The following is a 23302-nucleotide window of genomic DNA, read 5'->3' on the forward strand; positions in this document are numbered from 1 at the left end:
ACCCCTCATCCGGGTGGACGCGTCGGCGCGGGCAGGGTTCAGGGGGGTGAGGTCAGTCCTCGCGGAGGGCGCGGACCGCCTCCTCCACGCGCTTGCCGTACTCGGGGTCGGCGGCGTGGAAGTGGGCGAGGTTCTTCTCGATGACGTCGTCCCGGGAGACCTGGGACAGGCCGCCCGCGATGTTCGCGATCAGGCGGTCCTTCTCGTCGGCCGACATCAGCCGGTACAGCTCGCCGGCCTGGAAGAAGTCGTCGTCCTTGGTGTGGGCGGGCGCCTCGTGGGTGCCGGTCCAGCCCTGGACGGGGAGCGGGGCCGAGTGGGCCGCGTCCGTCTGGGCGGGGCCCGCGTACGAGTTGGGCTCGTAGTTCTTGTCGTGGCGCGAGCCGTACCGCGTGGCGTGGAGGCCGTCGCGGCCGTAGTTGTCCGCGGTCGTGGCGCGCGGGGCGTTGACCGGGAGCTGCGTGTGGTTGATGCCCAGGCGGTAGCGCTGCGCGTCCGCGTAGGCGAACAGGCGGCCCTGGAGCATCTTGTCCGGGGACGGGCCGATGCCGGGCACGAAGTTGTTCGGCGAGAACGCCGCCTGCTCGACCTCGGCGAAGACGTTGTCCGGGTTGCGGTCCAGCACCAGCCGGCCCACCCGCTGGAGCGGGTAGTCCGCGTGCGGCCACACCTTGGTGACGTCGAACGGGTTGAAGCGGTAGTCCGCCGCCTCCGCGGCCGGCATCAGCTGCACGTACAGCGTCCAGGACGGGTTCATGCCGCGCTCGATGGCCTGGAGCAGGTCCGTCTGGTGCGAGTTGGCGTCCTTGCCGACGAGCTCGGCGGCCTGGTCGGCGGAGAGGGAGCGCACGCCCTGGTTGGTCTTGAAGTGGTACTTCACGAAGTACGCGTCACCCGCGGCGTTCGTCCACTGGTAGGTGTGCGAGCCGAAGCCGTTCATGTGGCGGTACGAGGCCGGGATGCCGCGGTCGCCCATCAGCCAGGTGATCTGGTGCGTGGCCTCGGGGGAGTTCGCCCAGAAGTCCCAGACGTTGTCCGGCTCCTGACGCCCCGTGAACGGGTCGCGCTTCTGGGAGTGGATGAAGTCGGGGAACTTGATCGGGTCCTTGATGAAGAACACCGGGGTGTTGTTCCCGACGAGGTCGTAATTGCCCTCGTTCGTATAGAACTTGACCGCGAAACCGCGCGGGTCGCGCACCGCGTCCGCACCGCCCAGCGAGTCGGCGACGGTGGAGAAGCGGAGGAACGTCTCGGTGCGGCGGCCCACCTCGGAGAGGAAGTCGGCGCGGGTGTACGCGGTGACGTCGTCGGTCACCTCGAAGTAGCCGTACGCGCCGGAGCCCCGGGCGTGCACCACGCGCTCCGGGATGCGCTCCCGGTTGAAGCGGGCGAGCTTCTCCAGGAGGTGGCCGTCCTGGAGGAGGATCGGGCCTCCGGCACCCGCGGTGGCGGAGTTCTGGTTGTCGGCGACCGGGGCGCCGGACTCGGTCGTAAGCACGCGCTGCGTCATGGTGTCGGGGCGACCTTCCGTACGGGAGCTGCTGAACTGCGACGGCTCGGGGCTCCAGGAGCGTAGGTACGCTCCGAACCTGACGTCAACAGTTTGTTGAAATTCGTGGTGAGAGGGTGTTCCGGACGGTGCCGGCGCCTGGGCGCGACAGGACAGGTGTCAGCGACGGCACCGTCCGGAAGGCTGGGGGAGGGTGGGCAGCGGCCCGGATCAGCCCTGGACGGGCAGGCCCGACAGGCGCTCGACCGAGCGCAGCAGCGCAGAGTGGTCCAGGCCGCCGTCGCCCTGCGCACGCAGCGAGGCGACGAGCTGGGCGACCACACCGCCGACCGGCAGCGCGGCACCGACGTTGCGGGCGGCGTCCGTGACGATGCCCATGTCCTTGTGGTGCAGGTCGATCCGGAAGCCCGGGGCGAAGTCCCGGTTGAGGAAGTTGTCCTTCTTGCGGGTCAGCACGGTCGAACCGGCCAGGCCGCCGTTCAGGACGTCCAGCGCGGCGGCGAGGTCCACGCCGGACTTCTCCAGGAAGACCACGGCCTCGGCGCACGCCTGGATGTTCACCGCGACGATCAGCTGGTTCGCGGCCTTCACCGTCTGGCCGGAGCCGTGCGGGCCGCACAGCACGATGGTCTTGCCGAGCGCTTCGAGCACCGGCTTCGCCGCGTCGAAGTCCGCCTGCTCACCGCCCACCATGATGGAGAGGACGGCCTCGATCGCGCCGGCCTCGCCGCCGGAGACGGGGGCGTCCAGGACCCGGATGCCCTTCTCGGCGGCGTTCTTCGCGAGGTCCACGGAGGTCTGCGGGGTGATCGAGGACATGTCGATCAGCAGCGCCCCGCGCTTCGCGTTCTCCAGGATGCCGTCGGGGCCGTACGCGACGGCCTCGACCTGCGGGGACGCGGGCACCATCGTGATGACCACGTCCGCGTCCCTGACCGCCTCGGCGATCGAGGAGGCGCCGGTGCCGCCGGCCGCGGCCAGCCGGTCGACCTTGTCCTGCTCCAGGGTGTAACCGGTGACGTCGTAACCGGCCTTGATCAGGTTCTCCGACATGGGCGAACCCATGATGCCGAGACCGATCCACGCAACCTTGGGGAGGTTGTTGCTCATGAGGGTGCCTTCCGATCAGCGTGTACAGGGCTCCTGAGAAGCCTCAGCGGGCGGGCCGCGCGGCGGCCGGGAGCCAGTCGAAGGAGTCGGCGCTCGGGCGGTCGCCGGGCTTGTACTCCAGCCCGACCCAGCCCTCGTAACCCGCCTTCGTCAGCTCGTCGAGGAGCTGCTCCAGGGGCAGCGAGCCGGTGCCGGGCGCGCCGCGGCCCGGGTTGTCGGCGATCTGGACGTGCCCCGTCCTGCCGGCGTACTCGGTGATGACCTGGCTCAGGTCCTCGCCGTTCATCGACAGGTGGTACAGGTCCAGCAGGAACTTCGCGTTGCCGAGGCCGGTCGCCGCGTTGACCCGGTCCACCACCTCGATCCCGGCCGGCGCGCTCACCAGCGGATAGCGCGGCGACTCCGGCGCGTTCAGGGTCTCGATCAGCAGCACCGCGCCGATCCGGTCGGCGGCCCGGGCCGCCAGCACCAGGTTGTCCAGGGCGAGTTCGTCCTGGGCGGCGGGATCGACGCCGTCGACCCGGTTGCCGTAGAGCGCGTTGAGCGCCTTGCAGCCGACCGAGGCGGCGAAGCCGGCCGCCACCTCGATGTTGGCCCGGAAGCGCTCCGACTCCGCGCCGGGCACGGAGAGCGCGCCGCGGTCGGGGCCGGGGAGCTGTCCGGCGTAGAAGTTCAGGCCCACCAGCTGCGTGCCGGCGTCGTCGAGCGCCTTCTTCAGGGCGTCGAGCTCGGCCTGCTCGGGGGTGGGGGTCTCGATCCAGGGCCACCACAGCTCGACCGCCGTGAAGCCGGCCGCGGCGGCTGCCGCGGGCCGTTCCAGGAGCGGGAGTTCCGTGAAGAGGATCGAGAGGTTCACATCGAAGCGCTGGTCCGGGTAGCCCATGAGGGTTTCGGCGCTCCTTCCGTATTGCGGAAGTTTGTTTCTGCTTAATGGAAGATTGCCCGGCGGGGGGCGGGGCTGTCAAGGGGGTGTCCGGAATTCGCGCCGGTCAGGAGGTCCGTACGAGTCGTGGCGGCGGCCTCGGGCAGAAGCTCCGGACTGCACCGGACTGCCCCGGGCACGCCCCGGACATGCTCCGAGCACGCCTGCGGACATGCGAAAGCGGGGCGGAGGTCCGTCGGCCTCCGCCCCGCCCGCGTACCGGCTATCCGGTCACCCGGCCGGAACCGTGTCCTGGAACGTCGTCCCCGCCGCGCGCAACGCGGCCACCTTCGCGTTCACCTGCGCAGGCGTGAGGACCCGGTCCTTCACATGCAGGACGTAGTCCACCTGCTGGTCGTACGCGCGAGGCGTGGTGCTCGTCTGCCCGGCGAGGTCGATCAGCCACTGGTTGAAGTTGATCGACATCCCTCGCTCCGGCAGATAGGCCGCGCTGTGCGTGCCGAAGAGCTGCCCGTCGACGTAGTACGTGATCGCGTTGTTGTCGATGGTCACCACCAGGTCGTGCCAGCCCGCGTAGCTCTGCCGGGACTCGGTGTGCTGGTTGACGGCCTCCCACGGGTCGGGCCGGTAGGTCTCCCACGAGGTGGTGTAGAGGATGTTGCCGCTCTCCCCCCAGCCGCCGTTGGGCAGGTACTCGAAGTCGTACTCGGCGTAGTCGTCCGCCATCGGGGCCTTGAGGTCGTTGATGGTGAAGAACGTCTGGACGAGGTGGTCGCCGTCCGGGCCGGACTTCGGCGCGTCGTTGAACTTCACCCTCGCCGCGTAGGTGCCGTTGCGGAACTTCATCGACTGGGTCAGGATCTCGGTCTGCTTGGTCGACTCGCCGGTGCCCGCCGTCGACGTCTCCAGGTTCATGACGGAGTTGCCGCTCTGCGTGGCGAACGTGACCTTGTCCGGTGCCCAGGTGGCGCCGGGCACGCCTGGCCCGCCCGCGTTGGAGCGGACGCTCCAGCCGTGCGCGGCGATCAGCGGGTCGGTGTGACCGCTGTAGTTGAAGTCGTCGAAGAGGGCCGGCCCGTCCTCGCCCGGGTCCGTCGGGTCCGTGGGGTCGGTCGGATCGGTGGGATCGGTCGGGTCGTTGCCCTCCGGGGCCGTGCCCCACACCGTGGCGCCGCCGAGCTGCGCGGTCACCTTCGTCCAGTCGGTGTACGCGGTCGCGCCGGCGCCGAACGAGTAGTCGTCGCTCTGCACCAGCGGCTGCCAGTTCGCCCGGTAGAACCGCAGCTGCATGTCACCGGTGTCGGCACCCGGTGCCAGGGAGCCGGCGCCGGAGGTGAAGCCGATCTCCAGGTAGCGGTCGGCGGTGGCGGTCGGGTGCGCGAGCGTGCCGAACGTCCCCGTGATGTTGCCGCACCCCTTCACCGCCCAGGAGCAGGCGAACCGGTAGGCCTCGCCCACCGCGTCGCCCTTGAAGTAGTAGCGGATCTTCACGTCGCTGAGCTGCACGGATTCGCTGCCGGTGTTGCGCACCTTCAGCCAGGGCTCGCTCTGGTCGGCGCTCGCGCCCGACGCGCCGGTGCGGTACTGCACGGCGATCGGTTCGCCGGCGGCGCTCGCCGCCGTGGGGACGGCGGCCAGGGCCGTGCAGCCCAGCGCCACGGTGACGGCGGCCGCGGCGGCGGCGCGCAGCCGGCTCTTCGCGTGTGACTTCATGCGTCTGTTCCTTTCGGGAACGTCGTGGGGGAGTGCGATTTCAGGGGGTCGGCGCTGTTCCTGGGGGACGGGAGGTCACGGGGGTCGGCGCTGTTCCTGGGGGACGGGAGGTCACCGGGTCCGCGCGGTTCCTGGGGGCGCCGCGGTGAGCGGCCGGGGGGTCAGGGGGCGGTAGTGGACGCCGAGCGCGTCCAGGCGGGTCAGGTGGTGACCGAGGCGGGCGAGGAAACCGGGCCAGCCGTCGCCGCCGCCGGACCAGGCGCGGTCCGCGAGGGCGCACAGCCTCGGATACGTCTGGTACTCGATCCGGTCCGGGGTGCGCGCGTACTCGGTCCACAACTGGGCCTGCGTGCCGAGCAGCCGGGTCGCGTCGCCCGGCTCCCAGTCGTCGGTCAGCGAGCGGTCCCCGTGCACCGTGCGCAGCTCGACGGGCGGGCCCGGCTGCGTGAGCGGTTCGCCGGGGGCCTCGGACTCCGCGTAGTCGAGGTAGGTGGCCCGGTAGTGGGCGGCCACCACCTGGTGGCCGCGGCGGGCGGCGGCGCGGGCGTGGGCCGGGTCGCGCCAGGTCATCACCGTGAATTCCGGGGGGAGTCCGGTCCCGGTCTCCGCCCAGCCGACCGGGATACGGCCCCGCTCGGTGACGTACGCCCCGATGCGGCCCATGAACCAGCCGTGCAGGGCCCGCGCATCGGGCAGCCCCTCGGCGGCGGCCCGCTCCCGGGCCGCCGGGCTGTTCTCCCATTCCGTGGTCGGGCACTCGTCGCCGCCGACGTGGATGTACGGCGACGGGAAGACGTCCATGACCTCGTCCAGCACCGTCCGGCAGAAGTCGAAGACCTCCTCGTGCACCCCGAACACCGTGTCGCAGACGCCCCACCTGGTCCACACGCCCAGCCGCCGCGACGGGTCGTTGCCCAGCTCCGGATGGGCGGCCAGGGCGGCCCGGACATGGCCGGGCATCTCGATCTCCGGCACCACCCGCACCCCGCGCGCCCGCGCGTACCGGACGAGGCCGCGCAGCTCCCGCGCGGTGTACGCCCCCGAGTGCGGGATGCCGTCGAAGCGCTCGACGGGTCCGCCCGGCGGGCCGGCCATCGACTGGCTCCGGTGGCCGCCGATCCCCGTCAGCCTCGGGTACGCGGCGACCGGCATCCGCCAGCCCTGGTCGTCGGTGAGGTGGAGGTGCAGGGTGTTCAGCTTGTGCAGGGCCATCAGGTCCACGTAACGACGCAGATAGGAGACCGGCTGGAAGTGCCGGGCCACGTCGAGCATCGTGCCGCGCCACGGGTGCGCCGGCACATCGCTGATCTCCACGCACGGCAGGGTCCAGGCCCCGCCGCGCCGGGCACCCGCCGAGAGCGCCTCGGAGGGCAGGAGCTGGCGCAGCGTCTGGACCCCGCACAGCAGGCCGGGCAGCCGGGCGGCCCGCAGCAGCACCGTGTCCGGGCCGATGGTGAGCCCGTACCCCTCCTCGCCGAGGCCGCTGAGCTGCGGGTCCAGGGCGAGCACGACGCGGCCGGTGGCGGAGGGGGCCAGGGGGAGCCCGGTGCCGGGCCGGAGCAGGGTGCGCAGCAGGTCGGCGGCGCCCTCCGCGCCGGGGTAGGCGCGGATGCCGGTGTCGGGGGTCAGCGTGAAGCGGCCGGGGCGCGCGGAGACCTTGCGGGGGCGGGGGACGAGGGAGTGTTCGGGGCGGGGTGCGGGCATGCGGGGCCTCCGGGAGGGGGTGCGGACACGGCCTAACCCTTGACGGCGCCGGCGGCGAAGCCGGAGGTGACATGGCGCTGGAGCAGCAGGAAGACCACCAGCGCGGGCAGGGCGAAGAGGGTGGAGGCGGCCATCGTGGCGCCCCAGTCGGTGCCGAAGGTGTTCTGGAAGGAGGACAGCCAGACCGGCAGGGTGCGGCTGTCCTGGTGCTTGATGATCAGGAAGTTGGCGTACGCGAACTCGTTCCAGGCGGTGATGAAGCCGAACAGCGAGGTGGCCATCAGCCCCGGCGCCAGCAGTGGCAGGGCCACCTTCCGGAAGGCGGCCGTCCTGGTGCAGCCGTCGACCTGCGCGGCCTCCTCCAGCTCCGGCGGGATCGTCCCGATGAAACCGCGCAGCACGATCACCGAGAACGGCAGCGTCACCATGAAGTAGACGAGGGTCAGCGTCGGCAGCCGGTCCAGCATGTCCGTGTCGCGGGAGATGATGTAGACCGGGATGATCAGCGACTCCCAGGGCGCCATCTGCGCGATGAACACCATGAGCATGAACTGCCGCCGCCCCTTCCAGCGCAGCCTGGCCACCGCGTACGCCGAGGCCAGGGCGACGACCAGCGCCAGCAGGATCGAACTCACCGTCACCAGCACGCTGTTGCGCCAGAACATGCCGAACCCGTCGGCCTGTACGGCGGTGCGGAAGTGGTCGAGCGTCCAGGTCCGGGGGAGGAGCCGGGGGTCGGAGGACTGGATGTCCTTGGACGGTGTGAACGCGGTGGAGATCATCCAGTAGACGGGGAACAGGCAGACCAGGACGGTCAGCGCGGCTGCGGCGTTCAGCGGAAGCCGCCGCAGCCGGGCGCTACGGGCACGGCTCATCGGATCTCGTCCTCCTGGCGGAGCATCTGGCGGAAGTACAGGACGAGCACCCCGGACATCAGGACCACGGTGACCATCGAGGCGGCCGAGCCCAGGTCGTAACGCTGGCCGGCGAGCGCGGTCTGGACCGCGTACACGGGCAGGATCGTCGTCGCGTCGCCCGGGCCGCCCCGGGTCATCACCCAGATCTGGACGAACGCCTTGAACGTCCAGATCACCTCCAGCGAGAACACCAGCAGGAAGATGGGCCGGAGCACCGGAAGGGTGACCGAGCGGAAGATCCGGGCACCGCTCGCCCCGTCGAGCCGCGCCGACTCGTACAGCTCGGCCGGGACCGTGGTCAGCGCGGAGTAGACGGTGATCGCGGCGAACGGCACCGACTGCCACACGACCAGCAGGACCAGGATGGCGAAGGCCGCGGTGCCGTGCGCGAACCACGGATACCGGTCGAACGAGGAGAAGCCCGCACCGGTCAGCAGATGGTTGACGATGCCGAACTCGGAGTGGAACAGCCACTGGAAGACCGTGGTGGCCGCGATCACCGGCATGGCCCAGGCCAGCACCAGCGAACTCAGCACCACCGTCCGTGCGACCCGGCCCAGACGCTCGGTCATCAGGGCCACCAGGGTCGCGATCACCATGATCAGGACCACGTTGACCGCCATGAACAGGAAGGTGCGCCGGACCACCTCCCAGAACCGCGGATCGCTCAGCAGCGTGCGGTAGTTGCGCAGCCCGACGAACTCCGCGTCACCCGTGATCAGCTGCCGCAGCCGGAAGTCCTGGAGCGAGATCAGGACCGCCCGCAGCAGCGGATAGACCAGCAGATAGAGCATGCCGCCGACGGCCGGGGCGATCAGGGCGTACGGCCACAGGCCGCGCGGTTCCCCGGACCGCCGCCGGCGGGACGGCGGTCCGGACGTGCCGGGAAGGGGAAGGGCCCGGCGCCCGGTGGTGGTGGGTGCGGTCCGTTCCCGGATGACCGACACGGCACGCCTCCTCTCGACGGTGCGGGTGTGGTCGTGGATCAGGAGCCGGAGTTCATGGCCCGGGTGATGTCGGCCGACGCGTCGGCCGCCTCCTTCGCCGGGTCACCGCCGGTCAGGACGGCGGTCATGTAGTCCTTGACCGGGTTCTCCGCCTCGACCGCCGCCCAGCCCGGGGTGTTGGGCGTGGCGTGGCCGTTGGCCGCGCCGACCGCCATCGCGGCGGCCCCCGGGTCGGCGGCGACCGCGGAGGCGAGCGTCGTGCGGTTCGGTACGTAGCTCATGGCGACGGCCAGCTTCTTCTGCCAGGTGTCACCGGTGAGTTCCTTGATGAAGGTGAGCGCCGCCTCCTGCTTGCCGGACGCGGTGGGGATCACCAGGTCCGAGCCGCCGGTGAAGACGGCGCCCGGGGTGTCGGCGGTCTTGCCGGGGATCGGGAAGAAGCCCAGCTTCCCCTTCAGCTCCGGGTTCTTCTCGATGACGACGTTGGCGCCGCCCGGGGTCGAGATGACCTGGGCGACCTTGCCCTGCGCCATCACGTCGGCCTGCGGCGGGTCGGCCTCGTCGGCGTCCTTGGGCCCCTTGCCGAGCGCCTGGAGCCTGCCGTAGAACTCCATCCCGCGCAGCGCCTGGGGGGTGTCCAGGGCGCCCTGCCACTTGCCCCCGGACTCGGTGGCGAGGTCGCCGCCCTCGTCCCAGATGAAGCCGGCCAGGGCGTACCACATCTGGCCCGGCAGGTAGATGCCCTGCGTGCCGCCCTTGTTCAGCTTCTCGGTGGCGGCGATCCACTGGTCGCGGGTCTTGATGGCCCTCGCGTCGATGCCGGCCTTCTCGAAGAGGTCGGTGCGGTAGATGACCACGCGGTTGGCCGCGTAGTACGGGATGCCGTACTGCTTGCCCTCGTACGCCCCCGGCTCGGCGAGGCCCTTGAGCCAGTCCTCGCCGTTCAGTTCGTCCACCTTGTCGCTGAGGTCGAGCAGCCCGCCGCTCTGCGCGAACTGGGCGACCTGGGTGTTGCCGCTCTCGATGACGTCCGGGGCGTCGTTGCTGGCGAGCGCGGCGGTGATCTTCTCGCCGATGCCGTCCCACTCCTGGATCTGGATGCGGGCCCGGATTCCGGGGTGCGCCTTCTCGAAGCCCCGCACGAACTCCTTCTGGAACTGGGCCGAGACGCTGTCGCGCATCAGCCAGACGTCGATGCTCGTCCGGCCGTCACCGGAGGAGTCGGAGGAGTCGTCGGACGAGCCACAGGCGCTGAGGACGGCGGCGAGTACGAGCGCGGACCCACCGGCAAGCAAGCGGTACTTCACGGTTCACCTCTGGGAGAACAGGACCTGACCACCTGACCAGTGAAGGCCGCTGGACAGCTCACCTCTTGTTGGTGGATGAAGGTGGCATGGACCAATGAGGCCGTCAAGGCCCTTGTATTCAAAGGACTTTGGCGATCTTCCGGGAAAGGCGGCTCGCGATAGCGGCTACAATCCATCTGACCAGTGGTCCAGTGGTCAGGTACCCAACCCGCCAGAAGGGGGCAGCGCATGGACGCCGACGCATCGGGGACGGTGCTCAAACGGGAGCGGGCCCGTGACGCCATCCTGGAGATGATCGAGTCCCGGCGCCCGGGCGACGCGATCCCCTCCGAGCGGTCCCTCTGCGCCGCGCTGGGCGTCTCCCGGCCCACCCTGCGCGCCGCGGTGGACGAGCTGGTCGCGACGGGGCTCCTCGTGCGGGAGCACGGCCGGGGCATGTTCGTCGCGCCCGAGAAGATCACCCAGGAGCTGATCTCGGCGGACCTCGCCCTGTCGGTGCCGCGGGCGGCCGGGGCCTGGTCGAGCCGGCTCCTGGAGTTCACCACCCTCCAGGCCGGCGCCCGGGTCGGCCGCAAGCTGCGCATGTCACCGGCCGCCGACATCGTGTACGTGGCCCGGCTGCGGCTGGTCGACGGCGCGCCGATGGCCATCGAGCACCTGCACATCCGGGCCGAGCTGGTGCCCGGTCTGTCGGCCGAGGAGCTGGAGAGCGGCGACCTGTACGAGCACCTGCGCGAGCGCCACGACGTGCACGTCCACGAAGCGGTCCAGGCGATCGAGCCCACCGTGGTGACCCGGGCCGAAGCCGGCCTGCTGGACGTGCCCGAGCTCTCCCCGGCCCTGCTCTTCGAGCGGCTGACCTCGGACACCACGGGGCGTCCCGTCGAGTACGTGCACTCGCTCTACCGGGGCGACCGCTACCGCATCGTGTCCCGGCTGGCCCTCGGCCCGGCCGCCGCCGTCGAGCCGGTCGAGGGCGGCCACCACCCGGGCATCCCGCCGGGCGACTTCGCCCAGCGTGAGCCGATCACGTCGTCGACGCGGGGTGACATCCAGTCCGGGGACTGAGGGGCGGTAAGCGTGTTGCGCCCTGCGCAATGGCCGGTGCGCCTCTTGCGGTGGATGCGGGGCAGGGCCACTGTGGCTGCGACATCCGACGCGACCGACCCCACGAGGTGCCTCGTATGACGTCCCCCACCACCAGCCGCCGCACCCTGCTCGGAGCCCTTCTGGCGGGCGGCGCCCTCGCCGCCGCCCCCGGCCTCCCGCGCTCCGCGCACCGTCCCGCCCCCCGCCACCCCCACCACCCGCCGCACCCCGCCCGCCCCGCGACCCGCGGCACCGGCACCCTCTACCTCGGCACCTACACCTCCACCAGCCCGGGCGGCACCGGCATCGGCGTCGCCGCGTACGACCGGGCTGGTGGGAGCATCACCGCCCGCACCGTCGTCACCGGCGTCGAGAACCCGTCGTACCTCGCCCTCCACCCCGCGGGCACCACGCTCTACGCGGTCGACGAGCAGCAGAACGGGGGCGTCACCGCGGTCGCCCTCGCCCAGGACGGCACCTTCCGGGTGCTCGGCACCCGGTCCACCGGGGGCGCCGGCCCCTGCCACCTCTCGGTCCACCCCGGCGGGCGGTGGCTGCTCAGCGCCAACTACACCTCCGGCAGCGTCGCCGTGCACCCGCTGGCCGACGACGGATCGGTGGGCGAGCGCACTGACCTGGCCGTCCACAGCTCGCCCGCCCCCGGGCCCGGGCAGGGCGGCCCGCACGCGCACCAGATCATCACCTCGCCCGACGGCGGCCACGTCCTCGCCGTCGACCTCGGGACCGACACGGTGTACACATACCGGCTGGACGAGACACGCGGCACCCTGGAGCAGGTGTCGTACGCCGTGCTGCGGCCGGGCGCCGGCCCCCGCCACCTCACCTTCCACCCCGGCGGGCGCCACGCCTACCTGGCCTGCGAGCTCGACAACACGGCGGTGGTCTGCGGCTACGACCCCGCCACGGGCACGCTCACCCCGGGGGACCCGCAGTCCACCGGCACCGGCTCCGGCACCAGCTACCCCGCGCAGTTCCTGGTCACCGGGGACGGCCGGTTCGCCTACCTCGCGAACCGGGGCCACAACAGCATCACCCGGTACGCGATCGAGGACGGCGGGGCCGCGCTGCGCCTGCTCGGCACCGTGCCCGTGGGCGGCGACTTCCCCCGGCACACCGCCCTCTCGCCGGACGGCACCCTGCTCTTCGCCGCCAACCAGAGGTCCGGCACGGTCACCGCCTTCCGGGTGGACGCCGCATCAGGCTCCCTGACCTCGGTCGGGACGCCCTACCCGGCCCCGGCGGCGGTCTGCGTGCTGCCGGTACAGGCGCCGGCGCGGGGGCGTTAGGGTCGAGCCCGAGCCGCAGGTCGCACCGGACGCGGTGTGACGTATCAGGGAGGCACCATGCGCTTGAGAGTGGAGTTCACCACCGAGCCCTTCGACCTGGACGAGGCGCCCGCGCACGCGGTCGTGGCGCGCGAGGTCATCCAGGGGGCCGAGCTGGACGCCGTCGACGTCGGCCCGTTCGGCAACACGGCGGAGGGCGGTGCCGACCAGGTGCTCACCGCCGTGGACAGCCTGCTGCGGCAAGCGCTGGCATCGGGTGCCACCCGGGTCTCGCTCCAGGTCAACGTCATCGGAGAGGACCCGAAGTGACGGCACCGGCGGACCACCCCCTCGTCACCGCCGTGAAGCCGCTCGTGGACGCCATGGGGGCCGAGCTCGTCGGTCCCGGTGAGGCGCACCCCGACGACGTGGTGCTGGCCTGGGAGGGCGAGGACGTCGTGGCGGTCCGGCTGCCCCAGCTCTCGGAGTCGCTGGACCACATCCTGGCCGCGATGGAGCGCCGGCACGGCATGCCGCTGGCCGAGCTGGACCGCAAGGCCAAGCAGGAGGCCGTCCGGCGCCTGGAGGCACGCGGTGCCTTCTCCGTACGCCACGGGGTCGAGACCGTGGCGGGGGCGCTCGGGGTCTCCCGGTTCACCGTGTACAACTACCTGAACAGGGAAAACGGCACCAAGAGCGGGTAGTTGGGACGCACCCGCCCCGACCGCCGATGCATGATCGATCAAGCCGCCGCCCGGACCACCGGGCGGCGGCTCTTTCTGTATACGGAATTTCAACAAACTGTTGACGTCGTGTTGTGGAGGGCGTTAGCTATCCGCAGCCCGACCAACGCACAGCGAAGAACAGCCACGGAGGCTCCCGTGACTTCGAGCTCCACGCCGGGCCTCGCCCGGTTCAACACCCAGGCGGACGCCGAGGCGGCCGCCGCACTGCACGAGGTGTGTGCCAGTGCGGCATGGGGACGAGCGATCCTCGCCCACCGCCCGTACGCCACCACCGAAGCCCTGCTCTCCGCGAGCGACACCGCCACGGCGGCACTCGACGCGGAGGACCTGGCCGAGGCCATGGCCGGTCACCCGCCGATCGGCCGCCCGAAGCCGGGGGACCCGACCTCCTCCCGCGAACAGCGGGGGATGGCCGGGGCCTCCGAGGAGCTCAAGGCCGAGATGCTCGAACTCAACCTGGCCTACCAGGAGCGGTTCGGACATGTCTTCCTGATCTGCGCCACCGGCGCCACCGGTGAGCAGATGCGCGACGCGGTGAAGTCCCGCATCGGGAACTCGCCCGAGCAGGAGCGGGGGATCGTGCGCACCGAACTGGGCAAGATCAACCGCATCCGACTCACCCGCCTCGTCACGGAAGACGCGTAACAGAAGGAGAGTGAAGGTCTTGAGCACCTTCGCCAACGCATCGGTGTCCACCCACATCCTGGACACCAGCATCGGCCGCCCCGCCGCCGACGTCGCCGTCTCGCTCGCCGCCCGCCGGGGCGCCGACGCCGAGTGGGTGACGCTCGGGGGCTCCGCGACCGACGCGGACGGGCGCTGCAAGGACCTGCCGGCCCTGCCGGAGGGCACCACCCATGTACGGCTCGACTTCGAGACCGAGCCCTACTTCACAGCCAAGAAGCAAGCCGAGGCGCAGCAGGACGCCCCCCGCGTAAGGGACAGCGGCGCGTTCTTCCCCGAGGTGGCGATCACTTTCGCCGTCACCCCGGGCGAGCACTACCACGTACCGCTGCTGCTCAACCCGTTCGGCTACTCCGTATACCGAGGGAGCTAGCAGACACATGCCCACGATTCTCGGCCAGAACCAGTACGGCAAAGCAGAGAACCGCGTCGTCAGGATCGTGCGGGACGGCGACACCCACCACATCAAGGACCTGAACGTCTCGGTCGCGCTCTCCGGCGAGATGGACGACGTCCACTACTCCGGCTCCAACGCGCACGTCCTGCCCACGGACACCACCAAGAACACGGTGTTCGCATTCGCCAAGGAGCACGGGATCGAGTCCGCCGAGCAGTTCGGCATCCACCTCGCCCGCCACTTCGTGACCTCGCAGGAGCCGATCAAGACCGCGCGCATCCGCATCGAGGAGTACGCCTGGGAGCGCATCGCCACCTCCGACGCCAACTCCCGCTTCATCGGGTCCGACGAGGTCAAGCACTCCTTCGTCCGCAAGAACCAGGAGATCCGCACCGCCCAGATCACCTTCGACGGTGAGAAGTGGCAGGTCATCTCCGGGCTCAAGGACCTGACCGTGATGAACTCGACCAACTCCGAGTTCTGGGGCTACGTCAAGGACAAGTACACGACGCTCAAGGAGGCGTACGACCGCATCCTCGCGACCGACGTCTCCGCCCGCTGGCGCTACAACTGGACCAGCGACGAGCAGCGCATGCCGAACTGGGAGAAGTCGTACGAGCAGGCGCGCAAGCACATGCTGCACGCCTTCGCCGAGACGTACTCGCTCTCGCTCCAGCAGACCCTGTACCAGATGGGTTCGCGCATCATCAACAACCGCAGCGAGATCGACGAGATCCGCTTCTCGCTGCCGAACAACCACCACTTCCTCGTGGACTTGGAGCCGTTCGGGCTCAAGAACGACAACGAGGTGTACTTCGCGGCCGACCGTCCCTACGGGCTCATCGAGGGCACCGTGCTCCGGGACGGCGTCGAGCCGCAGATCCCGGTCGACATGACCAACCTCTGACGCGGCGCCGCGCCGGTGCCCGCCCGCCCACGACGGCGGCCGGGCACCCGGCCGGGCCGGAGGGAATCCTCATGGCACAGCCAGCATCCGGGCCCGCGGAAGCGGAAGGCCCCTGTTCCACCCCGCCGGAGCGTGCGGTGCACCCGGTGGACGAGAAGCTCACCCCCTCGCGGCTCCTGCCGGCCGCCCTCCAGCACATCGCCGCCATGTACGCCGGTGTCGTCACCCCTCCGCTGATCATCGGCCAGGCCGTCGGCCTCGACGCGGCGGGCATGACCCGGCTCATCGCGGCGAGCCTGCTCATCGCCGGCTGCGCCACCCTCCTCCAGACCCTCGGCATCGGCGGCCTCGCCGGCAACCGGCTGCCGTTCGTCAACGCGGCATCCTCCGCCGGGATCGCCCCGATGCTCGCCATCGCCGAGACCAGCGCACCGGGCCACCAACTCCCCGCGATCTACGGCGCGGTGCTCGTCGCCGGGGTGTTCTGTCTGGCCGTCGGGCCGTTCTTCGGCAGACTCCTGCGCTTCTTCCCGCCCCTGGTCACCGGCGTCGTCATCACCCTCATCGGGGTCACGCTGATGCCCGTACCGGTCTCCTGGGCCCAGGGCGGCGACAAGAACGCCACCGACTTCGGCGACATGAAGTACCTCGCGCTCGCCGCGTTCACCCTGGCCGTCATCCTGCTCATCCAGCGCTTCGGCCGCGGCTTCCTGCGGCAAGTCGCGCTGCTCATGGGCCTGTTGATCGGCACACTGGCCGCCGTACCCTTCGGCCTCGCCGACTTCTCCGCCCTGGGCGACGCACCGCTGGCGGCCGTGCCGACGCCGTTCGCCTTCGGCGCGCCCGAGTTCCAGCCGGCCGCGATCCTCTCGCTGTGCATCGTGATGCTCGTCCTGATGACCGAGTCGTCCGCCGGCATGCTGGCCGTCGGCGAGATCTGCGACCGCCGCACCGACGGACGCACCCTCACCCGGGGCCTGCGCACCGACGGCATCGCCACCCTCGTCGGCCCCGTCTTCGGCGGCTTCCCCACGAGCGCGTTCGCGCAGAACGTCGGCGTCGTCTCGCTCACCAAGGTCCGCAGCCGCTACGTGGTCGCCGCGGCCGGGGCGGCCCTGCTGGTCCTGGGCCTCTTCCCGGTGCTCGGCGCGGTCGTCTCGCTCGTCCCGATGCCCGTGCTCGGCGGCGCCGGCATCGTCCTCTTCGGCTCGATCGCCGTCAGCGGCATCCGTACGCTCTCCGAGGCCGGCCTGGACGACAGCTCCAACATCATCCTGGTCGCCGTGGCCCTCGGCGCGGGCATCGTCCCGCTCGCCGCGCCCGGGTTCTACGCGGACTTCCCGTCCTGGGCCCAGACCGTCCTGGGCTCCGGGATCAGTGCGGGGGCGCTCGTCGCGGTCCTGCTCAACCTGTTCTTCCACCATCTCGGCACCCACGGCCGCACCGCCGTGGCACTCAAATCCTCCTAGGGTCCTGCCGTGCCCACATCCCAGATGAGAGAAGGAAGCACCATGGCAGCACCGGCAACCCCGGACCGGGTGGAGCGCATCGTCATCGAGAACTGCTCGATCGCGACCGTCGACGCCGCCGACACCGAGTACGCCTCGGGCCATGTCGTCGTCGCCGGGAACCGCATCGAGTCCGTCGGCGCCGGCCGGGCACCCGAGGGCCTGGAGAACGTCGTACGCCGGATCGACGGAACCGGCCACCTGGCCACCCCCGGCCTGATCAACACGCACCACCACTTCTACCAGTGGATCACCCGGGGCCTGGCCACCGACCACAACCTCTTCAACTGGCTGGTCGCCCTCTACCCGACCTGGGCGCGCATCGACGAGCCGATGGTCCGCGCCGCCGCGCAGGGCTCGCTCGCCATGATGGCGCTCGGCGGCGTCACCACCGCCATGGACCACCACTACGTCCACCCGAAGGGCTCCGGCGACCTGTCCGGCGCCATCATCGGGGCCGCCCGCGACTTGGGCGTACGCTTCACCCTCGCCCGGGGATCCATGGACCGCGGCGAGAAGGACGGCGGGCTGCCCCCGGACTTCGCCGTGGAGACCCTGGAAGGCGCGCTCGCCGCCACCGAGGCGACCGTCGACGCGCACCACGACGCCTCGTTCGACGCGATGACCCAGGTCGCCGTCGCGCCCTGCTCGCCCTTCTCCGTTTCGACCGAACTCATGCGCCAGGGCGCCGAACTGGCCCGGCGCAAGGGGGTGCGGCTGCACACCCACGGCTCCGAGACCGTGGAGGAGGAGAAGTTCTGCCACGAGCTGTTCGGCATGGGCCCCACCGACTACTTCGAGTCCACCGGATGGCTCGGTGAGGACGTGTGGATGGCGCACTGCGTCCACATGAACGACTCCGACATCGCCGCCTTCGCCCGCACCGGCACCGGTGTCGCCCACTGCCCGTCCTCCAACGCCCGTCTCGCCGCCGGCATCGCCCGCGTCCCGGACATGCTCGCCGCCGGCGTCCCGGTCGGCCTCGGCGTCGACGGCACCGCGTCCAACGAGTCCGGCGAGCTCCACACCGAACTGCGCAACGCCCTCCTCATCAACCGCCTCGGCCCGCACCGCGAACGCGCCCTGAACGCCCGTCAGGCACTGCGCCTGGGCACCTACGGCGGCGCCCAGGTCCTGGGCCGCGCCGCGCAGACCGGCTCGCTGGAAGCCGGCAAGCTGGCCGACCTGGTCCTCTGGAAGCTGGACACCCTCGCCCACGCCTCCATCGCCGACCCGGTCACCGCGCTCGTCTTCGGCGCCGCCGCCCCGGTCACCCTGTCGCTGGCCGACGGCAAGCCGGTCGTGGAGTCCGGCCGCCTGGTCACCGCGGACGAGGAGGCCATCGCCCGCGCCCCCCGTGCCGCGGCCCGCCGCCTCGCCCAGCGCGCCGCCGGCGCCTGCCGGCCCGGCGGCCCCGAACGCGGCCGGCCGCGGGGGACGGCCCGCGGCCCGGCCGCCGCGGGCCCGAGCGGGGTCCGCGGCACCCGGTGCGGGTGGCGCGCCGCCCACGCGCACACGCCACCCGCACCGGCGATCCCGGCTGCCCGCACCAGCCGTTCGACCTGCCTCACCGCACCACCGCAGGACACGGGGTCCGGTCCGGCGGACCGGACCCCGGCACCACCTCCCTGACACCCACGTCACCGCCGACGTGTACCCGACCGGAGGAACCGCCGTGGCAGCTACGCCCAGGTTTCGCGACGACGCAAGTGCGACCCCCCACCCCGACGGCGCGCCGGTGACGGCCCCGTCCGACCGGAAGCATCCGGTCGATGAGACCCTCCCCCCGCTGAAGATGTTCACCAGCGGCCTCCAGCACGTGGCCGCGATGTACGCGGGCGTGGTGGCGCCGCCCATGATCGTGGGGCCCGCCGTGGGCCTCAGCCCCAAGGAGACCGCGTTCCTGATGGGGGCGAGTCTCTTCACCGCGGGCATAGCCACCCTGCTCCAGACGCTCGGCTTCTGGCGGATAGGCGCCCGGCTGCCGTTCGTCAACGGCGTCTCGTTCGCCGGCGTGACCCCGATGGTGGCGATCGGCAAGGACCGGGGACACGACGGGATCGCCGTCATCTTCGGCGCGATCATCGTGGCGAGCCTCCTCGGCTTCGTCCTCGCCCCCTACTTCTGCAAACTGGTCCGCTTCTTCCCGCCCGTGGTCACCGGCACCGTCATCACCCTGATCGGCGTCTCGCTGCTGCCGGTCGCCTTCAACTGGTCCCAGGGCGGCAACGCGACCGCCCACGACTACGGCTCCACCACCAACATCACCATGGCGGCGGTCACCCTCGTCATCGTGCTGGCCCTGCGCAAACTGCTGCGCGGCTTCCTCCAGCAGATCGCCATCCTGCTCGGCCTGATCATCGGCACACTCATCGCGATCCCCGTCGGCATCACCGACTTCGGCGCGATCGAGAACGCCGACGCGGTCGGCTTCCCCACCCCCTTCCACTTCGGCGCCCCGCAGTTCGAGATCGCGGCGATCGTCTCGATGAGCATCGTGATGCTGGTCTGCATGACCGAGTCCACGGCGGACATGCTGGCCCTCGGCAAGATCGTGGACCGCCCCGCCGACGAACGGACCATCGAGGGCGGACTGCGCGCCGACACCCTCGGGAGCGCGGTCAGCCCGCTGTTCAACGGCTTCATGTGCAGCGCGTTCGCCCAGAACATCGGCCTCGTCGCGATGACCAAGGTGCGCAGCCGCTTCGTGGTCGCGGCCGGCGGCGGCATCCTCATCCTGCTGGGCCTGTTCCCGGTGGCCGCGTCCGTCATCGCGCTGGTGCCGCTGCCGGTGCTCGGCGGCGCGGGGATCGTCCTGTTCGGCTCGGTGGCCGCCAGCGGCATCCAGACCCTGGCCGGTGCCGCCCTGGAGAAGGGCGAGAACGCGCTGATCGTCGCGGCGGCCGTCGGCGTCGGCCTGATACCGATCGCGGCGCCGGACTTCTACCACGCCTTCCCGAAGGACCTCCTGGTCGTCCTGGACTCCGGCATCTCCACCGGCTGCGTGGTCGCCATCGTCCTCAACCTGGCCTTCAACCACCTCGGCCGCAAAGCGGACCCGGAGGCGGGGACCGCCCCCGGCGGCCACGACCCGGTCAAGGCGATGGAGGTCGCGGCTCACTGACGTGCGGCCGGCACAGCGTGGCGCGTACGGGGATGGCCGTACGCGCCACGAGTGGTTCAGCCGATGTGGTAGCTGTCGCCGTAGACCTTCCAGTCGAGCGGCGGGTCCAGGTCGAGGTTGCCCTTCTTCAGGAACACCCGTTGCGCGGTCTCGACCCGGCTGGTGTCGCTGTGCGACGGCTCCTCGCGGATCGCGGCGACGCGGGCGTCGAGGAAGGCGTCGAGATACGCGGTCTCGTCACCCCCGTCCGCCGGGGTCCTGGCCGCGTCGAGCGCCTGGCTCCGGATCGTCCGGAAACCGGTGGTGCCGTCCGCGTCCGCCTCCCCGTGCATCACATACGCGTCGTAGTAGGCGAACTGGCCCAGCGTGCCCAGCCCGTCCTCCTGCGCCCGGCGCACCGCCGGATCGAAGTACGAGGCGTCCCGCTCGGCGTCCTGCGCCTCCCGGAACCGCGCGTCCTTCGCCGCCTCGGCCCAGGCCCGGGTGAACGGCCCGCCGAGCCCCGTGTGCGCGTCGCTGCCCCGCACCTGCCGCAGCGCGGGCAGGAACCGTTCCAGCGCGTTGCCCGGCCGGGAGCTCGCGTACCGCTCCACGACCCGGAGCATGTCGCCGGTGCCGGAGCAGAAGCCGATGATGCCGCCCGTGTAGCCGCGTCCGTCCCCGATGTCCTCGATGTACTCGTACTGCGCCTTCCAGTCCAGCGTGGAGTTCTCCGCGCTGGAGACCAGCCGCATGGCGATGTCCTTCTTCGCCGGAGCGGCGAGCCCGCCCTGCGGCCCCTTGCCGGAGGTGCCCCCGGCCTCGGCGCAGCCGGTGAGCGCGGTGACGGACATCAGGAGGGCGGCGAACGGGGTGACCAGGGCACGCGGGATGGGTTTCACCGCTCCAGCCTGCCAGGCCAGGGGCGTGATGCCGGCGCATTCGGCGGTAGCGTCGGGGGCATGGATGATCAGTCTGTGGTGGATGTCGGCGACGTGCGGCTGGCTTACCGGAGCTGGGGTGACCCGTTCGGGTCCCCCGTCGTACTGCTGCACGACCTCGGCGCGAGCGCGGCGAGCTGGGAAGCGGCCGGGAGCCTGCTGGGGCGGGAGTGGCGGGTGTACGGAATCGACCTGCGCGGCCACGGCGAGAGCGACTGGCCCGACGAGTACGACCTGGAGCTGATGCGCGACGACGTGCTCGGGTTCCTGGACGAGTGCGAGCTGGACCGGGCGGGCGTGGTCGGCCACGGCATGGGCGGGGTCGTCGCCCACCTCCTCGCCCAGGAGCACCCGGACCGGGTGGAGCGGCTGGTGCTGGTGGAGACCCCGCCGCCGTTCCCCGGGGCGGCGGGCCCGGCCGTCGAGCCGGAGGGGCCCGCCGATTACGACGAGGCGGTGCTCGCGGCGGTGAACGGCGAGCTGGCGGACCCCGATCCGGCCTGGGCGCGGGGCCTCGGGGAGATCGTGGCGCCGACGCTGATGCTGGCCGGGGGGCCGGGCAGCACGATGCCGCAGGCGCGCCTCCAGGACATGGCGTCGATGATCCCCGACTGCCACCTGGTCACGATGGGCGGCGGCCACCGTCCGCACGAGGCCGATCCGGAGCAGACGGCCCAGCGGATCACGGAGTTCTTCACGAGCTGAGGGGCGGGGCGGCCCGGGGCGCGCTCCGGCGCGTGCGCCCCGGGCCCGCCCCCTTCAGCCTTCGGGCCGCCAGTCCGGCCGCCGCCCGCCCCGCGCCACCGCCCGGTCCAGCAGCGGCGCGTCATCGGCGACCGGCACCGGCGGTCCGAACGGGGAGTCGGCCGAGGGGCCGTCGCCCTGGTCCGCCAGCAGCGCGAGCGTGCTGCGCAGGTGCGCCTCCTCGGCGTCGAAGGGCTGCCCGGTGGCTTTCGCGAGGTCCCAGCCGTGCAGCACCAGCTCGTTGAGCGCGACCATCCCCGCGACCTGGCCGGGCAGGTCGACGCCGCCCGCCCTGGTCATGCCCTCCCAGGCGGCGGGGGAGCGCCAGGCGGCGACCATCGCGTCGAGCGCGGCCGGCAGGGTGGTGCGCCAGCCGGATGCGAGGACGCCGGACTCCACGGAGGGCGCCGAGTCGGTGGCGGGCCCCGGCTCCTTGCGGGCGGCGTCGCGGAAGGCGACGGCCAGGCCCTCGATGTGGGCGAGCAGGGCGCCCACGGTCACGCCGGGGCAGGGTGTCGCGGCTCCCAGCGCGCCGTCGTCCACGGCGTCGAGCTGGGCGGTGATCCGGCGCGCGGCCGGTTCGAGGTCGAGCGGTTGTGTGTCCATACCCGTGCAGACTGCCGGACCGCCCCCGTCTCATCGGTCAGCGCACCACGTGTCCCCGCAGAACGATCCGGCGGGGGTGGTCCAGCGCCGCCGGATCGGCGGTCGGGTCGGTGTCGTAGGCGACCAGGTCGGCCGGCGCCCCGTCCACCAGTCCCGGCAGGCCGAGCCACGACCGGGCCGTCCAGGACGCCGCCCCGAGCGCCGCCTCGGCCGGCAGCCCGGCCCGCGCCAGCCACGCGGACTCGCTCGCCACCGTCCCGCAGGGGAACGAGTCGGTGCCGGCCAGCACCGTGACGCCCGCCTCGTGGGCGGCCCGGACGTTGCCGGACATGGCCTCCCAGCCGGCCAGCCACAGATCACGGCGCCGGCTCGGCTGCCGCGCCCGCATCGCGTCCACGCCCCTGCCGAACGCCGCCAGCGTCGGCACGAACGCCGTGCCCCGCGCCGCCATCCGGTCCAGCAGCCCGGGGTCCAGATGCATGCCGTGCTCCAGGCTGTCCGCCCCCGCGAGGACCGCGTTGCGGGAGCCCTCCGCGGTCTGGCAGTGCACCGCCACTTTGCCGCCCGCCGCATGGACGGCGGCCACCACCTCGGTGAGCAGCGCGAGCGGCACCGGGGGCTCGTCCAGCCGCCAGTCCCCGATGACCTTGCACCAGCCGGAGGAGGCCGCCGACTCCTCCACGGCCGCCCGGACGAGGTCCGCCTCGCTCACGTCCCGGCCGGCCCCGGGGAAGAACCTGCCGGGTGTGGCCAGCCACCGGCCGGCCGAGGTGACGCGGGGCAGCTCGCGGTCCTCGTCGACCCAGGCCGGCATCCGCGCGGCCGTGCCCGGGGTGCGGACGGCGAGGACCCCGGCGTCCCGGTGCGCCCGCAGGTGTTCGCGCAGCAGCTCCCCGTCGAAGGGCGTGCCCGGGTCGGTGGCCCCGGGATGCGTGTGTACGTCGACCAGCCCGGGCAGCAGCCAGCCGCCGTCGACCACGGTCTCGGCATGCCGCCCGGCGAACCCGCCCGGCGGGGCGCCCTCGCGGAGCACCTCGCCCTCGATCCAGAAGGTCCGCTCCTCGCGCTCGGGCAGCACCACACCTCGTATGCACAGCATCCGCAGACGGTACGTCAGGCGCCGCGCGCGCCGAACGGCGGGTGCACACCGGCACATTGCGGAAGGTTCGGCTCCGGGCACTTGTCGGCGGGCCCCGGCAC

At 71.8% G+C, this 23302-nt stretch carries 21 protein-coding genes and 1 pseudogene; 11 read left to right on the forward strand and 11 right to left on the reverse strand.

The genetic code is table 11. The features are described 5' to 3' along the window. Window positions 1-52: 52 nt before the first annotated feature. From FKN01_RS08965 to FKN01_RS09000, 8 genes are all read right to left on the reverse strand, one after another. Window positions 53-1510: a catalase gene (locus FKN01_RS08965; protein WP_143618265.1), complete on the reverse strand. Its 1458-nt coding sequence runs from the start codon at window positions 1508-1510 to the stop codon at window positions 53-55. A gap of 210 nt (window positions 1511-1720) precedes the next feature. Next, window positions 1721-2620 (reverse strand): 2-hydroxy-3-oxopropionate reductase, encoded by a 900-nt coding sequence (locus FKN01_RS08970; protein WP_143618267.1) that lies wholly within the window; start codon window positions 2618-2620, stop codon window positions 1721-1723. Window positions 2621-2663: 43 nt separating this feature from the next. Further along, complete coding sequence (locus FKN01_RS08975; protein ID WP_143618269.1) at window positions 2664-3503, reverse strand: TIM barrel protein; 840 nt, start codon at window positions 3501-3503, stop codon at window positions 2664-2666. A 270-nt stretch (window positions 3504-3773) separates the two neighbouring features. Continuing rightward, complete coding sequence (locus FKN01_RS08980; protein WP_143618271.1) at window positions 3774-5216, reverse strand: cellulose binding domain-containing protein; 1443 nt, start codon at window positions 5214-5216, stop codon at window positions 3774-3776. Between the two features lie 111 nt (window positions 5217-5327). Continuing rightward, window positions 5328-6920: a beta-N-acetylhexosaminidase gene (locus FKN01_RS08985; RefSeq protein WP_143618273.1), complete on the reverse strand. Its 1593-nt coding sequence runs from the start codon at window positions 6918-6920 to the stop codon at window positions 5328-5330. Between the two features lie 32 nt (window positions 6921-6952). Beyond that, window positions 6953-7795 carry a carbohydrate ABC transporter permease gene (locus FKN01_RS08990; RefSeq protein WP_143618275.1) on the reverse strand — a complete coding sequence of 281 codons (843 nt, stop codon included), beginning with the start codon at window positions 7793-7795 and terminating at the stop codon, window positions 6953-6955. Beyond that, window positions 7792-8784, reverse strand: coding sequence for a carbohydrate ABC transporter permease (locus FKN01_RS08995; protein WP_143618277.1), 993 nt, complete (start codon window positions 8782-8784; stop codon window positions 7792-7794). The genes FKN01_RS08990 and FKN01_RS08995 overlap by 4 nt, the downstream gene beginning before the upstream one ends. A 38-nt stretch (window positions 8785-8822) precedes the next feature. Beyond that, on the reverse strand, window positions 8823-10091 hold the full coding sequence (locus FKN01_RS09000) for an extracellular solute-binding protein (RefSeq protein WP_143618279.1): 1269 nt from the start codon (window positions 10089-10091) through the stop codon (window positions 8823-8825). 228 nt (window positions 10092-10319) lie between these two features. On the opposite strand from FKN01_RS09000, the gene FKN01_RS09005 reads away from it, so the two are divergent. The 10 genes and pseudogenes from FKN01_RS09005 (at window position 10320) to FKN01_RS09050 (ending at window position 19832) form a co-directional block, all read left to right on the forward strand. Next, a complete protein-coding gene (locus FKN01_RS09005; RefSeq protein WP_143618281.1) occupies window positions 10320-11159 on the forward strand; it encodes a GntR family transcriptional regulator in 840 nt (279 codons plus the stop codon). A 116-nt stretch (window positions 11160-11275) separates the two neighbouring features. Further along, on the forward strand, window positions 11276-12487 hold the full coding sequence (locus FKN01_RS09010) for a lactonase family protein (RefSeq protein WP_143618283.1): 1212 nt from the start codon (window positions 11276-11278) through the stop codon (window positions 12485-12487). A gap of 57 nt (window positions 12488-12544) precedes the next feature. Then, on the forward strand, window positions 12545-12796 hold the full coding sequence (locus FKN01_RS09015) for a hypothetical protein (RefSeq protein ID WP_143618285.1): 252 nt from the start codon (window positions 12545-12547) through the stop codon (window positions 12794-12796). Continuing rightward, window positions 12793-13170, forward strand: coding sequence for a helix-turn-helix domain-containing protein (locus FKN01_RS09020; protein ID WP_143618287.1), 378 nt, complete (start codon window positions 12793-12795; stop codon window positions 13168-13170). Before FKN01_RS09015 ends, FKN01_RS09020 begins: the two co-directional genes overlap by 4 nt. Before the next feature lie 177 nt (window positions 13171-13347). Next, window positions 13348-13857, forward strand: a complete 510-nt coding sequence (gene uraD, locus FKN01_RS09025) for a 2-oxo-4-hydroxy-4-carboxy-5-ureidoimidazoline decarboxylase (RefSeq protein ID WP_073965993.1) — start codon at window positions 13348-13350, stop codon at window positions 13855-13857. Between the two features lie 19 nt (window positions 13858-13876). Beyond that, complete coding sequence (gene uraH / locus FKN01_RS09030; RefSeq protein WP_143618289.1) at window positions 13877-14269, forward strand: hydroxyisourate hydrolase; 393 nt, start codon at window positions 13877-13879, stop codon at window positions 14267-14269. Between the two features lie 7 nt (window positions 14270-14276). Continuing rightward, entirely contained in the window at window positions 14277-15200 is a 924-nt protein-coding gene (pucL, locus tag FKN01_RS09035) for a factor-independent urate hydroxylase (protein WP_143618291.1), read from the forward strand. Window positions 15201-15271: 71 nt separating this feature from the next. Continuing rightward, complete coding sequence (locus FKN01_RS09040) at window positions 15272-16669, forward strand: nucleobase:cation symporter-2 family protein (RefSeq protein ID WP_143618293.1); 1398 nt, start codon at window positions 15272-15274, stop codon at window positions 16667-16669. Window positions 16670-16711: 42 nt separating this feature from the next. Then, window positions 16712-18106 (forward strand): annotated as a pseudogene (locus FKN01_RS09045) (8-oxoguanine deaminase); the annotation flags it as partial. Window positions 18107-18383: 277 nt separating this feature from the next. Further along, window positions 18384-19832, forward strand: coding sequence for a nucleobase:cation symporter-2 family protein (locus FKN01_RS09050; protein ID WP_398931590.1), 1449 nt, complete (start codon window positions 18384-18386; stop codon window positions 19830-19832). Between the two features lie 56 nt (window positions 19833-19888). On the opposite strand, the gene FKN01_RS09055 is transcribed toward FKN01_RS09050, so the two are convergent. Next, window positions 19889-20665, reverse strand: coding sequence for a chitosanase (locus FKN01_RS09055; RefSeq protein ID WP_398931639.1), 777 nt, complete (start codon window positions 20663-20665; stop codon window positions 19889-19891). A gap of 108 nt (window positions 20666-20773) precedes the next feature. On the opposite strand from FKN01_RS09055, the gene FKN01_RS09060 reads away from it, so the two are divergent. Further along, window positions 20774-21457, forward strand: coding sequence for an alpha/beta fold hydrolase (locus FKN01_RS09060; RefSeq protein WP_185992797.1), 684 nt, complete (start codon window positions 20774-20776; stop codon window positions 21455-21457). A gap of 54 nt (window positions 21458-21511) precedes the next feature. Here the strand turns inward: FKN01_RS09060 and FKN01_RS09065 are convergent, their stop codons facing one another. Together FKN01_RS09065 and FKN01_RS09070 are read right to left on the reverse strand one after the other, a co-directional pair. Then, window positions 21512-22102, reverse strand: a complete 591-nt coding sequence (locus FKN01_RS09065; protein WP_143618298.1) for a TIGR03086 family metal-binding protein — start codon at window positions 22100-22102, stop codon at window positions 21512-21514. 37 nt (window positions 22103-22139) lie between these two features. Then, window positions 22140-23201 (reverse strand): amidohydrolase family protein, encoded by a 1062-nt coding sequence (locus tag FKN01_RS09070; protein WP_260696824.1) that lies wholly within the window; start codon window positions 23199-23201, stop codon window positions 22140-22142. Window positions 23202-23302: the final 101 nt, after the last annotated feature.

The sequence above is a fragment of the Streptomyces sp. 130 genome (assembly GCF_007096885.1).
Lineage (GTDB): Bacteria > Actinomycetota > Actinomycetes > Streptomycetales > Streptomycetaceae > Streptomyces.